The organism is Kosakonia sp. CFBP8986 (assembly GCF_034044935.1).
Classification (GTDB): domain Bacteria; phylum Pseudomonadota; class Gammaproteobacteria; order Enterobacterales; family Enterobacteriaceae; genus Kosakonia; species Kosakonia cowanii.
The window spans coordinates 634,174-647,260 of the sequence record NZ_JAXCXB010000003.1; the positions used below are offsets into that span (position 1 = coordinate 634,174).

Consider the following 13,087-nt stretch of genomic DNA (forward strand, 5'->3'; position numbering starts at 1 on the left):
CGGGTGCGGCTTTTTTTATACCTGCTGTTTACCTCAACTATGCTTAGCTAAGGTTTTTAACGGAGGTAGTTGTGAATATTATTGCCATCATGGGACCCCATGGCGTTTTCTACAAAGATGAGCCGATTAAGGAACTGGAGCAGGCCTTACAGGCGCAGGGTTTTCAGATCATCTGGCCGAGAAACAGCACCGACTTACTGAAATTTATCGAACACAACCCCCGCATCTGCGGCGTGATCTTTGACTGGGACGAGTACAACCTCGACCTGTGCTGCGAGATCAACCAGCTTAACGAATACCTCCCGCTCTACGGTTTTATCAATACCCACTCAACAATGGATGTCAGCTCCCAGGATATGCGCATGGCGCTGTGGTTCTTCGAATATGCGCTGAGCGTGGCGGATGATATTGCGACGCGCATCGCGCAATACACCAAAGAGTATCTGGAAAACATTACCCCGCCCTTTACCCGGGCGCTGTTTACCTACGTAAAGGAGGGGAAGTACACCTTCTGTACGCCAGGGCATATGGCGGGCACCGCCTACCAGAAAAGCCCGGTCGGCTGCCTCTTCTATGACTTCTTCGGCGGCAATACGCTGAAAGCGGATGTCTCGATCTCGGTGACGGAGCTCGGATCGCTGCTCGATCACACCGGCCCGCATCTTGAAGCGGAGGAGTATATCGCCCGCACCTTTGGTGCCGAGCAGAGCTATATGGTGACGAACGGCACCTCCACCTCCAATAAGATTGTCGGTATGTACGCCGCACCAACCGGCAGTACGCTGCTTATCGATCGTAACTGCCACAAATCCCTGGCTCACCTGCTGATGATGAGCGATGTCACGCCGCTGTGGCTGAAACCGGGGCGCAACGCGCTGGGCATTCTTGGCGGCATTCCGCGCCGTGAATTTACCTCAGCCAGCATTGAGCAGAAGATCGTTGCTACGCCAGGTGCAAGCTGGCCGGTGCATGCGGTGATCACTAACTCCACCTATGATGGCCTGCTCTACAACACCGACTGGATCAAGAAGACGCTGGATGTGCCGTCGATTCACTTCGACTCCGCCTGGGTGCCCTATACCAATTTCCATCCGATCTACGCCGGGAAGAGCGGCATGAGCGGCGAGCGCGTGCCGGGGAAAGTCTTTTATGAAACCCAGTCGACGCACAAAATGTTGGCCGCCTTCTCGCAGGCGTCGCTGATTCATATCAAAGGTGAATATGACGAAGATGCTTTTAACGAAGCCTTTATGATGCATACCACCACCTCGCCAAGTTACCCGCTGGTCGCCTCCATCGAAACGGCGGCGGCGATGCTGCGCGGCAACCCCGGCAAGCGGCTGATTAACCGCTCTGTAGAGCGCGCGCTCCACTTCCGCAAAGAGGTACAGCGGCTGAAAGAGGAGGCCGATGGCTGGTTCTTTGACATCTGGCAGCCGGAAGAGATTGATGAAGCGGAGTGCTGGCCGGTGGCGCCCGGTGCGGATTGGCACGGTTTTCGCGAAGCCGACGAGGATCATATGTTCCTCGATCCGGTGAAAGTGACGATCCTGACGCCGGGTATGGATGAGGTCGGCAATATGGGCGACGAAGGGATCCCGGCGGCGCTGGTGGCGAAGTTCCTTGATGAGCGCGGCGTAGTGGTGGAGAAAACCGGGCCCTATAATCTGCTGTTTCTCTTCAGTATCGGTATTGATAAAACGCGGGCGATGGGTCTGTTGCGCGGTTTGATGGAGTTTAAGCGCGCCTACGATCTCAATCTGCGGGTGCGCAATATGCTGCCGGATCTCTACGCAGAAGATCCCGACTTCTACCGCAATATGCGCATTCAGGATCTGGCGCAGGGGATCCATAAGCTGATCCGCCAGCACGATCTGCCGCGCCTGATGTTGCAGGCCTTCGACGTGTTGCCGGAGATGAAACTGACGCCGCATCAGGCGTGGCAGCGACAGGTACGTGGCGATGTCGAAACGGTAGCGCTGGAAGCGCTCATCGGCCGCGTTTCCGCCAATATGATCCTGCCTTATCCGCCGGGCGTGCCGCTGGTGATGCCGGGCGAGATGATCACCGAGCAGAGCCGGGCAGTGCTCGATTTTCTGCTAATGCTCTGCGCCATTGGCCGCCACTATCCCGGTTTCGAAACGGATATTCACGGTGCAAAACGGGACGAAGAGGGGGGTTATTACGTCAGAGTCCTAAAAACGCGCTGAATGGTTGCGGGCGTTTCGCGGCGGGCGTAACGTTCTGGCATCAAAAAAAGGAGAGATTATGCTGGGTTTAAAACAGGTTCACCATATCGCCATCATTGCGACGGATTATGCGAAGAGCAAAGCTTTCTACTGCGACATCCTCGGCTTTACGCTGCTCAGTGAAGTCTATCGCGAAGCGCGCGACTCATGGAAAGGCGATCTGGCGCTTAACGGGCAGTACGTTATCGAGCTTTTCTCCTTTCCATTCCCGCCTGCGCGCCCCAGCCGGCCGGAAGCCTGTGGGCTGCGCCATCTGGCGTTCAGCGTCGATGATATTGACCAGGCGGTTGCCCATCTCACCGCCCACGGCGTGGCGTGTGAAGAGATCCGCATCGACCCCTGCACCGATAAACGCTTCACCTTTTTTAACGATCCCGACGGCCTGCCGCTGGAGCTTTACCAGCAGTAAGGCTTGCCACTTCTGTGAATGCCCGGTAACGTGCCGGGCATTGTTCCCGTGTTAACACTCACTATGACCACGCCACTGCTTCTCTCGTTGCCAACCGAATCACGCCAGTTTCTGGTGGCGTTCAGCGGCGGGTTAGACTCCACCGTTTTGCTGCATCAACTGCGGCTCTGGCGTGAAGATCACCCCGATGTGCAGCTGCGCGCAATTCATGTGCATCACGGTTTAAGCCCGAATGCCGATCGCTGGGCGGCGCACTGCGAATCACTGTGTGAGAGCTGGCAGATCCCGTTATTAACCGTTCGCGTCACGCTGGTGGATGAAGGGAAGGGGATTGAGGCGCAGGCGCGTACCGCGCGCTATCAGGCATTTCGCGAAGCCCTGCTGCCTGGTGAGGTGCTTGTCACCGCGCAGCATCTCGACGATCAATCTGAAACGGTGCTGTTAGCGCTTAAACGCGGTAGCGGGCCGGCAGGGCTGGCCGCGATGCCTCAGAGCCTGCCATTTGGCGATACGCAGCTGATCCGCCCGTTGCTCAACCAGAGCCGGGCGTCCCTTGAGCAGTGGGCGCGCGATCATCATCTCAGCTGGATCGAGGATGAGAGCAACGCCGACACGCGCTTCGATCGCAACTTCCTGCGCCAGAATATCCTGCCTCTGTTAAATGCCCGCTGGCCGCACTTTGCCGACGCGGCAGCGCGCAGTGCCACGCTGTGCGGTGAACAGGAACAGTTACTTGATGAACTGCTGGCGGAGTCGTTATCAACAGTGACCACCGCAGAGGGGGCGCTGACGATTGCGCCTCTCACCGGTTACAGTGATGCGCGGCGGCGAGCACTTTTGCGCCGCTGGCTGGCGCAGCGCGGGGCGATGATGCCTTCGCGGGCGATGCTCGATCGCCTGTGGCAGGAGGTGGCGCTCGCCCGGGAAGATGCTGTGCCGTGCCTGCGCGTTGGTGACGATGAGGTGCGGCGCTATCAGGGATGTTTATGGTGGGTGAAACGCACCGCGCATCCGCGTGATGCCGAGCTTGCCTGGCCTGCGCCTTTCGCCACGCTCACTTTGCCGCAGGGATTGGGATCACTGTCGTTGCTCCTCGGCGGTGAGTTACGCGCGCCCACTGTCGATGACGTGGTTTCGGTGCGCTTTCAGGCGTCCGGCCTGATCCACATTGTGGGTCGGCACGGCGGGCGCAAGCTGAAAAAAATCTGGCAGGAGCTGGGCATTCCACCCTGGCAGCGCGATGCCACGCCGCTGCTCTTTTATGGCGATACGCTGATTGCGGCGGCCGATCGGTTTGTAACGCAGGAAGGGGTAAAAGAGGCAGGGCAGACGGGTGTGCGTCTGGTGTGGCAAAGATAACGGGCAGCGACGCTGCCCGTACTGTTCAGGACTCGCTCACCACAACGGTGCCGATTTCGGGATGGCTGAAGCTGGCGATTCTGTCCAGACGCAGTTCACGGGTCTCCCCGGCGGCGTCAATCACCAGATACTCAACGTTTTTACGTAACAGCAGATCGTTCGCTTTGGCGCTGAGGACCTCGCCATCTTTCATTTCCAGCTTCAATAAAAGATGATGCTGGCAGGCGAGTTCAAGATTGTCATAATCATCACAATTGATGGGTTGATAGGCATCATTTATTGACATAATCGCTCACCAGTAAGTTCGCGGCAGCATAAGCTGCCTTATCCCTGACCGACTCTGAAAGGGTGTCATCCGACGCCATTTCATTCAAGACCTTCAATACGCACCCCAGCGCGTCCGGGATATACCCTACATCTCCGCTGGCGATTTCCGCATAACGTTTGCGCACTAGCTCACAATAATTATCCACATCACCTCCTGCCAGTCTCCCGGCTTTACTGTGAGATAACCCTAAGCCTACGAAGTTAACCTCTGTTTAGCAAGGTGACTATACCATAGCTTGTTTACCATTATCAGAGCGATGAATAACGCACGCGGCAAGAGATAACAGCGCTTTATGCTTATTTTCGCTACAATGGCGGCCATTTTATGAAGGAGGATGTAATGGCGTTAAAAGCGACAATTTATAAGGCGACGGTGAATGTAGCCGACATGGATCGGAACCAGTTTTTAGATGCCGCCCTGACGCTGGCCCGTCATCCTTCCGAAACGCAGGAGCGCATGATGCTGCGCCTGCTGGCCTGGATAAAGTATGCCGACGAGCGGTTGCAGTTTACGCGCGGGCTGAGCGCTGATGATGAGCCGGAAGCGTGGCTGCGCAATGACTACCTCGGGATCGATCTGTGGATTGAGCTTGGCCTGCCTGATGAAAAGCGGTTAAAGAAGGCGTGCAACCAGGCAAAAGAGGTGGCGCTCTTTACCTATAACTCACGGGCGGCGAATATCTGGTGGCAGCAAAACCAGGCGCGCTGCGCAACTTTCAGCAATTTAAGTATCTGGTATCTTGATGACGCACAGCTGGCAGCGCTCAGCGCATTTGCCGACGATCGCACCATGAATCTGCAGGCGACTTTGCAGGATGGCGCAATCTGGCTCTCTGATGCGTCGCAAAACGTGGAGTTCCATTTTGAAACCTGGCAGCAACCATGATTGAGATCTCCCGCTCCGTCTCGCTGCCTGAGGATGAGCTGGATATCACCGCCGTGCGCTCGCAGGGTGCGGGCGGCCAGCACGTCAACAAAAGCTCAACCGCCATTCATCTGCGTTTTGACATTCGCGCCTCCAGCCTGCCAGAGTATTACAAGGCGCGCCTGCTGGAGGTGTCGCACCATTTGATAAGCCAGGATGGCTGGATCGTTATCAAAGCGCAGGAGTACCGCAGCCAGGAGATGAATCGCGAAGCAGCAATAGCCCGCCTGGTGGCGCTGATTAAAGAGTTAACCGTAGTGCAGAAAAGCCGCCGGGCCACGCGCCCGACCCGCGCCTCGAAAGAGCGGCGGTTATCGACGAAGTCACAAAAGTCGACGGTCAAATCTCTGCGCGGCAAAGTCCGTCGCCATGACGGCGGATAAACAGAAAGAGAACAAGCATAAGGAAACGAGTGTGAACAGAGCGATTTTAGCCGTTGCGGCAGGGTGTACCCTCTTTGCCCTTTTCGGCTGTAATAACCGTAACGAGACCGAGATGGTGCAGCCGACCCAGGTCGAAGAGCTGAAACCGATGCAGCAGAGCTGGCGAGGTGTGTTGCCCTGCGCGGATTGTGAAGGTATTGAAACCTCGCTGTTTCTGCAAAAAGATGGCAGTTGGGTAATGAACCAGCGTTACCAGGGCGGGAAAGCGCCATCGGTCTTCGGCACCTATGGCAACTGGGCGCGCACGGCGGACAAATTAGTCCTTACCGATAGCCAGGGTGACAAGACCTATTTCCGTGCGAAGGGTGACGCGCTGGAGATGCTGGATCAGGAGGGTAACCCTATTGAGTCGTCGCTCAACTACACCCTGCAGCCGGTAAAAGCACCACTGCCAACCACGCCGATGGCGATGCGCGGTATGTATAAATATATGGCGGATGCGGCGGTCTTTACCGATTGCGCGACCGGAAAAGAGGTGGCGGTGGCCAGCAACGCGCAGCTTGAGCGCGATTATGCGGCGGCGCGCGGCACGGAGCTGAAGCCAATTCTGCTGGTGGTGGAGGGGCATTTTGCGCTGGAGCCGAACCCGGATACCGGCGCGGCGCAGAAAGTGCTGGTGACGAATAACAAAGGCAAATTCAGCGCGGATAAAGGCTGTGATGAGTAGTCTCTGACAGCATAAAAAAAGCCCCGTTAAACGGGGCTTTTTAATTGGTTTAGCCTTTGATGGCTTTTACCAGGTAATCCAGCACATCGCCGGTTTTGATCATCTGCTTCTCGCCGCTGCGACGATATTTGTATTCGATATCGTCATTGTCGAGGTTGCGATCGCCAATCACCACGGTGTGCGGAATGCCGATCAGTTCCATATCAGCAAACATCACGCCCGGACGCTCTTTACGATCGTCCATCAGCACTTCAATACCCTGCGCGCGCAGATCGGCATAGAGTTTTTCCGCCAGCTCCTGCACACGGTAGGACTTGTGCATATTCATCGGCAGAATGGCAACCTGGAACGGAGCAATCGCGTCCGGCCAGATGATGCCGCGATCGTCGTGGTTCTGCTCAATGGCAGCCGCGACAACGCGCGTCACGCCGATACCGTAGCAGCCCATGGTGAGGATCTGGTTGCGGCCATCTTCACCCTGTACGGCGGCGTTCAGTGCCTCAGAGTATTTGGTGCCGAGCTGGAAGATATGACCCACTTCGATACCGCGTTTGATCAGCAGGGTGCCTTTGCCGTCCGGGCTTGGATCGCCTGCTACCACGTTGCGGATATCCGCCACTTCCGGCGTCGCCACGTCGCGATCCCAGTTGATGCCAAAGTAGTGTTTGCCATCGATGTTGGCGCCCGCAGAGAAGTCGCTCATGGCGGCAACGGTACGGTCAATCACTACCGGGATCGGCAGGTTAACCGGGCCGAGCGAGCCCGGGCCAGCGTTGACCAGCGCGCGGATCTCTTCTTCGGTGGCGAAGGTCAGCGGGCTGGCAACCTGCGGCAGTTTTTCCGCTTTCACTTCGTTCAGCTCGTGATCGCCACGCACCAGCAGCGCAATCAGCGGCGCGCTGGCACCCTCTTCGGCTTTCACCAGCAGGGTTTTAACGGTCTTCTCAATCGGCAGGTTGAACTGCTCAACCAGCTCGGCGATGGTCTTCGCATTTGGCGTATCGACCAGCGTCATCTCCTGCGTGGCAGCCGCGCGCGGCGCTTTCGGTGCCAGCGCTTCGGCAAACTCAATGTTGGCGGCGAAATCGGAGGAGTCAGAGAAGATCACATCATCTTCGCCGCTCTGCGCCAGCACCTGGAACTCATGGGATGCGCTACCGCCGATGGAGCCGGTGTCTGCCTGCACCGCGCGGAAATCGAGATCCATACGGCTGAAGATTTTGCTGTACGCGGCGTACATCGCGTCATAGGTCTCTTGCAGCGACTCCTGAGAGGTATGGAAAGAGTAAGCATCTTTCATCAGGAATTCGCGCGAGCGCATCACGCCGAAACGCGGGCGCACTTCATCGCGGAACTTAGTCTGGATCTGGAAGAAGTTCAGCGGCAGCTGTTTATAGGAGTTCAGCTCGTTGCGGATCAGATCGGTGATCACCTCTTCGTGGGTCGGGCCGAGCACGAACGGGCGCTCGCCGCGATCGACAAAACGCAGCAGTTCCGGACCGTACTGCTCCCAGCGACCGCTCTCTTGCCACAGGTCGGCTGGCTGCACGACCGGCATGGACACCTCAATCGCACCGGCGTTGTTCATCTCTTCACGCACGATGTTTTCGACTTTTTTCAGGACGCGCAGACCGGTCGGCAACCAGGTGTACAACCCGGAGGCCAGTTTGCGGATCATCCCGGCGCGCAGCATCAGCTGGTGGCTGATCACTTCGGCGTCGGCAGGCGTCTCTTTCAGAGTAGAGAGCAAGTATTGGCTAGTACGCATGTTGTTACGGTTCCATTTGGACAATTGGAGCAGGCCGGAAGCGGCCTGACACAAAAAAGTGGTTTAGTTTATCAGCCCGGCAGAGATGCCAAAAGAGAGGGGCTCAAAATTAGCGTGGTTCAAGGGCAAACACTTCAAAACCGCCGTCGACAACGCGCCAGCGGACATTCACATCATGCAGCCAGACGGCATAGGTTTTCCCCGGCTCCTCCTCTTTGCGGTAGGCCGGGCGCGGATCCTGCGACAGCACCTCCTGCACAAACGCGGCAAAGTGCGGAAAGCGTTTCTCCAGCAGGACGAGCGACGGTGCAAGTTCAGGTGCAAAGGTTACGGCGACAGTCGCGGCGGGGGCGTGCTGTGCATAGCTTGCCTGCGCGTCGGGCAGCGCTTCTGCAAAGGGGAGGTAGGGTTTGATATCAACCACCGGCGTGCCATCGACCAGGTCGAGGCTGCCGAGTTGCAGGATCACCTCATCTTTATGGCAGCGGATGCCCTTCAGCTCGACCAGCGACATGCCGATGGGATTGGGGCGAAACGTCGAGCGGGTGGCAAAGACGCCCATGCGGGCATTGCCGCCGAGGCGCGGAGGCCGCACCGTTGGGCGCCAGCCGCCTTCCATCGTCTGATGAAAAACAAACAGCACCCACAGGTGGCTGAACGCCTCCAGGCCGCGAACCGCATCGGGCTGGTTGTAGGGCGCCAGCAAGTGAAGTTCGCCGCCGCCGTGTTTCACCAGGCCTGGCTGGCGCGGGACAGCGAACTTCTCTTTGTAGGGTGAGCGAATAACGCCGATTTGCTCGAAAGCAAAATGACTCATTTGGCCGAAATATTCAGGGCAGAGCCGACACAGATCGCCTGGCGGTAGCAGCCTGGCGTGCCGCTGGTGACTTCGCAGTTATGCAGCAGGACGGCATTCGCTTTGGCTTTTTTCGAGGCGTTGATCTGCAGGCGTTTACGGGCGGTAGGGATGTTCGGCGGTGAATCCTGGTTGCTGGCCTGGCACGATTCGCCGGTCACTTCACCGAGATCGCGGAACGGCTTGCCGACCAGCTCTTCTGCGTTGGTAATAATGCGAACGGGAGCGGCGCGTGCGACTTTCGCTTTTTGCGGCTCTGCTTTGGGTTCCGCTGCGCTGTTCTGCACGGGTTCGACAGGTGATCTGCTTAGCAACGAACAGCCGCTCAGCGTGAGTGCTAATAGACAGATCGGGAAAGCACGCATAAAAGTATCCTCACAAAAATTTTCTTAACGCCGTATTGAAACAAGGGCGTGCCCAAATGACAAGGCGGGCTTTCGCCCGCCCTGAATGATATTACAGACTGATGAGATTACCAGCCTTTCACCGCGCCGCCGTTAAAGACTTTGTTGGCGGCCTCGCTGACTTCGTCAGAGTGGAACGCCTGCACAAATTTCTTCACGTTTTCCGCGTCTTTATTATCTTCACGCGCAACGATCAGGTTTACGTACGGAGAGTTTTTGTCTTCAACAAAGATGCCGTCTTTTTCTGGGGTCAGGCCAATCTGGCTGGCATAAGTGGTGTTGATCACCGCCAGCGCAATCTGCGCATCGTCCAGTGAGCGCGGCAGCTGCGGTGCTTCCAGCTCAACTATCTTCAGGTTTTTCGGGTTTTCAGTAACGTCCAGCACCGTCGGCATCAGGCCAACGCCATCTTTCAGTTTGATCAGACCCTCTTTTTGCAGCAGCAGCAGGGCACGGCCAAGGTTGGTCGGATCGTTAGGAACGGCAACCTGAGAACCATCCTGCAGTTCAGAGATCGCTTTGATCTTTTTCGAGTAGCCTGCGATAGGGTAGACAAAGCTGTTGCCGACCGGTACCAGTTTGAAGCCGCGATCTTTGATCTGCTGATCGAGGTACGGTTTATGCTGGAAGGCGTTAACGTCGATATCGCCTTTGCTCAGTGCTTCGTTCGGCAGCACGTAGTCGTTAAAGGTGACCAGTTCAACATCGAGGCCATACTTCTCTTTTGCTACTTTCTGCGCCACTTCCGCGACTTGCTGCTCAGCACCAACAATCACACCGACTTTGATGTGATTCGGATCTTTTTCATCCGGGCCGCAGCCAACCAGCGCCAGGGAGCCGATCAGTGCGCCAACGGCGGCAAAGGTCTTGAAGTTAAAAGCCATCAGTTATTCCTTACTGTCAGAGTCGTTATGTTGTGTAACGTTATTTGTGCGTCACAGCCTGGACGATACGATCGCCCGCGAATTGAATTAAGTAAACCAAAACCACAAGCAATACTAAAACCGTGTTCATTACTAATGGGTTATAGGTGACATAGCCGTACTGAATACCTAACTGGCCAAGACCGCCCGCGCCCACGGCACCGCCCATCGCTGAGTAACCGACCAGCGTGATAAGCGTAATGGTTGCGGCATTGATTAACCCTGGCAGCGCTTCCGGCAGCAATACCTTGCGGATGATCTGCATCGGCGTTGCGCCCATTGCGCGGGATGCTTCAATCAGACCTGCTGGCAGTTCAAGCAGGGCGTTCTCTACCATACGGGCGATAAACGGCGCTGCGCCAACGGTCAACGGCACAATCACCGCGTAAAGGCCGATCGAGGTGCCAACGATGACGCGGGTAAAGGGGATCATCCACACCAGCAGAATAATAAAGGGGATAGAGCGGAAGATGTTGACCGTGGCCGAAATCGCGCTATAGAGCGTGAGGTTCTGCATAATCTGGCCGGGACGGGTCACATAAAGTAATACGCCGAACGGCAGGCCAACGGCAAAACCGAGCAGGCCTGAGGCAAAGGTCATAAACAACGTTTCCCAGATGCTGCGGGCGAAGAGCCAAATCATTGCCTCAGACATAACCGAGTACCTCTACTTTTACATGGTGTTCTTGCAGCCAGGCGATGGCCGCCTGCGTATCCTGCGCGGTGCCGTGCATTTCGGTCAGCATAATGCCGAACTTCACGCCACCGGCGTAATCCATCTGCGCGCTGATAATATTGTTATTCACATTGAAACGACGGGCGGTTTCCGACAGCAGCGGCGCGTCTACCGACTGGCCGGTAAACTCCATGCGCAGCATCGGAACGCTATCCGCCTGCGGCTCAGGCAGCAAACGCTGTAAATAGTCTTCGGGGATGTCCAGATGCAGCGTCGATTGGATAAACTGCTGCGCCAGCGGCGTTTTCGGATGGGAGAAGACTTCGCTGACGGTATCCTGCTCAATCAATTCGCCGTTGCTGATTACCGCCACGCAGTCGCAGATGCGCTTCACCACGTCCATCTCATGGGTGATCAACAGAATGGTCAGCCCCAGGCGACGGTTAATGTCTTTCAATAATTCAAGAATCGAGCGGGTCGTTGCCGGGTCAAGGGCGCTGGTGGCTTCATCGCACAGCAGCACCTTTGGATTGCTGGCTAACGCACGGGCGATGGCGACACGCTGTTTCTGCCCGCCGGAGAGGTTGGCCGGGTAGCTGTCGTGCTTATCGCCGAGGCCGACCAGATCGAGCAGCTCTTTAACGCGGCGGTTAATCTCTTCGCGCGGGGTGTTATCCAGCTCCAGCGGCAGCGCTACGTTGCCGAACACCGTGCGGGAAGCGAGCAGGTTGAAGTGCTGAAAGATCATGCCGATTTGACGGCGCGCTTTGGTTAATTCCGCTTCAGAGAGCTGGGTCAGATCCTGACCGTCGACCAGCACGCTGCCTTGTGACGGGCGCTCAAGCAGGTTTACGCAGCGAATCAGCGTACTTTTCCCTGCGCCAGATGCGCCAATCACGCCATATATTTGGCCAGCAGGCACATGCAGACTGACGTTGTTTAACGCCTGAATTTTGCGGTTTCCCTGTTGGAACACCTTGGTGATATTCGAAAGTTTAATCATTAGATTATTTTTATCGTATAAGAGTGAGCCGTGGCATTTTGTTCTGCCGGTTACGGGAAATAGCCGTAAACAGAGCGGATGGTAAGGCATCCAGACGTCTAAATCAATGTCGCGCTGTTATGATGAGCACTTTCCTGCGTAGCGAAACATGAGATACTACGCCGCAACACGGCCTTTATCAGGAGTAAACCTTTGGCAACTTTAGTACCCGCTATTTTTCTCGATCGTGACGGCACGATTAACATCGATCACGGCTATGTTCATGAGATCGATAACTTCGAGTTTATCGATGGCGTCATTGATGCCATGCGTGAATTAAAAGCGATGGGCTATGCGCTGGTGCTCGTCACCAATCAGTCTGGTATTGCGCGTGGCTTATATAGTGAAGCGCAATTTGAAACGCTGACCGAATGGATGGACTGGTCTCTTGCCGATCGCGATGTCGATTTTGATGGTATCTACTATTGCCCGCACCATCCTGAGGCGAGCGTAGAGGAGTATCGCCAGGAGTGCGATTGCCGTAAGCCGCAGCCGGGTATGCTGATCTCTGCGCGTGACTTCCTGAACATTGATATGGCCGCTTCTTATATAGTGGGCGACAAAATGGAAGATATGCAGGCGGGTGCGGCAGCGAACGTCGGCACGAAAGTGCTGGTGCGTACCGGTAAGCCAGTAACGCCAGAGGCGGAAAAAAGTGCAGATTGGGTGCTAAATAGCCTTGCGGAGCTGCCTGCAGCGATTAAAAAGCACCAAAAATAGCCGTTATGTTGAAAAGATGAGCGGTTAAAATAAAAATGCATTTTTCCGCTTGTCATTCCTCGTAGGCTCCCTATAATGCGCCTCCATCGACACGGCGCTAAGCAAACAACAGCTTGCAGCGACGTTAAGTCGGAAGAGAAAAAATCCTGAAATTCAGGGTTGACTCTGAAAGAGGAAAGCGTAATATACGCCACCTCGCGACAGAGCGCTGAAGCGCGTCGCAACTGCTCTTTAACAATTTATCAGACAATCTGTGTGGGCACTCAGGTGACATGGATTCTTAACGTCCTCGGACGATAAATGAATACCAAGTCTCACG

The 13,087-nt window shown here is 56.0% G+C and carries 15 protein-coding genes; 7 read left to right on the top strand and 8 right to left on the bottom strand.

Annotated elements, in window-relative coordinates:
- Positions 1-71 precede the first annotated feature (71 nt).
- Genes SOM48_RS09630 through tilS form a run of 3 tightly spaced genes read left to right on the top strand, consistent with a single transcriptional unit; the run spans position 72 to position 4,017 of the window.
- Positions 72-2,210 (top strand): lysine decarboxylase LdcC, encoded by a 2,139-nt coding sequence (locus tag SOM48_RS09630; protein WP_320511843.1) that lies wholly within the window; start codon positions 72-74, stop codon positions 2,208-2,210.
- Positions 2,211-2,268: 58 nt separating this feature from the next.
- On the top strand, positions 2,269-2,658 hold the full coding sequence (locus tag SOM48_RS09635; protein WP_023480267.1) for a VOC family protein: 390 nt from the start codon (positions 2,269-2,271) through the stop codon (positions 2,656-2,658).
- Positions 2,659-2,706: 48 nt separating this feature from the next.
- Positions 2,707-4,017 carry a tRNA lysidine(34) synthetase TilS gene (gene tilS, locus SOM48_RS09640; RefSeq protein WP_414672790.1) on the top strand — a complete coding sequence of 437 codons (1,311 nt, stop codon included), beginning with the start codon at positions 2,707-2,709 and terminating at the stop codon, positions 4,015-4,017.
- Between the two features lie 25 nt (positions 4,018-4,042).
- On the opposite strand, the gene rof is transcribed toward tilS, so the two are convergent.
- Both rof and SOM48_RS09650 read right to left on the bottom strand, forming a co-directional pair.
- Positions 4,043-4,303, bottom strand: a complete 261-nt coding sequence (gene rof, locus SOM48_RS09645; RefSeq protein WP_023480196.1) for a Rho-binding antiterminator — start codon at positions 4,301-4,303, stop codon at positions 4,043-4,045.
- Positions 4,290-4,490: a YaeP family protein gene (locus SOM48_RS09650; protein ID WP_023480353.1), complete on the bottom strand. Its 201-nt coding sequence runs from the start codon at positions 4,488-4,490 to the stop codon at positions 4,290-4,292. The genes rof and SOM48_RS09650 overlap by 14 nt, the downstream gene beginning before the upstream one ends.
- Positions 4,491-4,684: 194 nt before the next feature.
- On the opposite strand from SOM48_RS09650, the gene SOM48_RS09655 reads away from it, so the two are divergent.
- Genes SOM48_RS09655 through nlpE form a run of 3 tightly spaced genes read left to right on the top strand, consistent with a single transcriptional unit; the run spans position 4,685 to position 6,379 of the window.
- Positions 4,685-5,230, top strand: coding sequence for a YaeQ family protein (locus SOM48_RS09655; RefSeq protein ID WP_139567577.1), 546 nt, complete (start codon positions 4,685-4,687; stop codon positions 5,228-5,230).
- A complete protein-coding gene (gene arfB / locus SOM48_RS09660; RefSeq protein WP_076768867.1) occupies positions 5,227-5,652 on the top strand; it encodes an alternative ribosome rescue aminoacyl-tRNA hydrolase ArfB in 426 nt (141 codons plus the stop codon). The genes SOM48_RS09655 and arfB overlap by 4 nt, the downstream gene beginning before the upstream one ends.
- Positions 5,653-5,683: 31 nt before the next feature.
- On the top strand, positions 5,684-6,379 hold the full coding sequence (gene nlpE / locus SOM48_RS09665) for an envelope stress response activation lipoprotein NlpE (RefSeq protein WP_128483610.1): 696 nt from the start codon (positions 5,684-5,686) through the stop codon (positions 6,377-6,379).
- A 49-nt stretch (positions 6,380-6,428) separates the two neighbouring features.
- Here nlpE and proS read toward each other — a convergent pair whose 3' ends face one another.
- The 6 genes from proS to metN all read right to left on the bottom strand — a co-directional run bounded on the left by proS (position 6,429) and on the right by metN (position 12,009).
- Positions 6,429-8,147, bottom strand: a complete 1,719-nt coding sequence (gene proS, locus SOM48_RS09670; RefSeq protein WP_042713892.1) for a proline--tRNA ligase — start codon at positions 8,145-8,147, stop codon at positions 6,429-6,431.
- Between the two features lie 109 nt (positions 8,148-8,256).
- Positions 8,257-8,964: a tRNA (N6-threonylcarbamoyladenosine(37)-N6)-methyltransferase TrmO gene (gene tsaA, locus SOM48_RS09675; RefSeq protein ID WP_320511844.1), complete on the bottom strand. Its 708-nt coding sequence runs from the start codon at positions 8,962-8,964 to the stop codon at positions 8,257-8,259.
- A complete protein-coding gene (rcsF, locus tag SOM48_RS09680; protein WP_139567574.1) occupies positions 8,961-9,368 on the bottom strand; it encodes an Rcs stress response system protein RcsF in 408 nt (135 codons plus the stop codon). The genes tsaA and rcsF overlap by 4 nt, the downstream gene beginning before the upstream one ends.
- 107 nt (positions 9,369-9,475) lie before the next feature.
- Entirely contained in the window at positions 9,476-10,291 is an 816-nt protein-coding gene (locus SOM48_RS09685) for a MetQ/NlpA family lipoprotein (RefSeq protein ID WP_042713897.1), read from the bottom strand.
- A gap of 40 nt (positions 10,292-10,331) precedes the next feature.
- Positions 10,332-10,985, bottom strand: a complete 654-nt coding sequence (gene metI / locus SOM48_RS09690) for a methionine ABC transporter permease MetI (RefSeq protein WP_288880567.1) — start codon at positions 10,983-10,985, stop codon at positions 10,332-10,334.
- Positions 10,978-12,009, bottom strand: coding sequence for a methionine ABC transporter ATP-binding protein MetN (gene metN / locus SOM48_RS09695; protein ID WP_054802831.1), 1,032 nt, complete (start codon positions 12,007-12,009; stop codon positions 10,978-10,980). The genes metI and metN overlap by 8 nt, the downstream gene beginning before the upstream one ends.
- A gap of 192 nt (positions 12,010-12,201) precedes the next feature.
- Here metN and gmhB point away from each other — a divergent pair, with 192 nt between their 5' ends.
- Complete coding sequence (gene gmhB / locus SOM48_RS09700; RefSeq protein ID WP_076768864.1) at positions 12,202-12,768, top strand: D-glycero-beta-D-manno-heptose 1,7-bisphosphate 7-phosphatase; 567 nt, start codon at positions 12,202-12,204, stop codon at positions 12,766-12,768.
- The last annotated feature ends 319 nt before the right edge of the window (positions 12,769-13,087 follow it).

Excerpts from the sequence above, each read along its gene's own strand:
- tsaA (WP_320511844.1), bottom strand. The coding sequence starts at position 8,964 with ATGAGTCATTTTGCTTTCGAGCAAATCGGCGTTATTCGCTCACCCTAC.
- SOM48_RS09635 (WP_023480267.1), top strand. The coding sequence starts at position 2,269 with ATGCTGGGTTTAAAACAGGTTCACCATATCGCCATCATTGCGACGGAT.
- metI (WP_288880567.1), bottom strand. The coding sequence starts at position 10,985 with ATGTCTGAGGCAATGATTTGGCTCTTCGCCCGCAGCATCTGGGAAACG.
- arfB (WP_076768867.1), top strand. The coding sequence starts at position 5,227 with ATGATTGAGATCTCCCGCTCCGTCTCGCTGCCTGAGGATGAGCTGGAT.
- metN (WP_054802831.1), bottom strand. The coding sequence starts at position 12,009 with ATGATTAAACTTTCGAATATCACCAAGGTGTTCCAACAGGGAAACCGC.
- SOM48_RS09685 (WP_042713897.1), bottom strand. The coding sequence starts at position 10,291 with ATGGCTTTTAACTTCAAGACCTTTGCCGCCGTTGGCGCACTGATCGGC.
- proS (WP_042713892.1), bottom strand. The coding sequence starts at position 8,147 with ATGCGTACTAGCCAATACTTGCTCTCTACTCTGAAAGAGACGCCTGCC.
- SOM48_RS09655 (WP_139567577.1), top strand. The coding sequence starts at position 4,685 with ATGGCGTTAAAAGCGACAATTTATAAGGCGACGGTGAATGTAGCCGAC.
- rof (WP_023480196.1), bottom strand. The coding sequence starts at position 4,303 with ATGTCAATAAATGATGCCTATCAACCCATCAATTGTGATGATTATGAC.
- rcsF (WP_139567574.1), bottom strand. The coding sequence starts at position 9,368 with ATGCGTGCTTTCCCGATCTGTCTATTAGCACTCACGCTGAGCGGCTGT.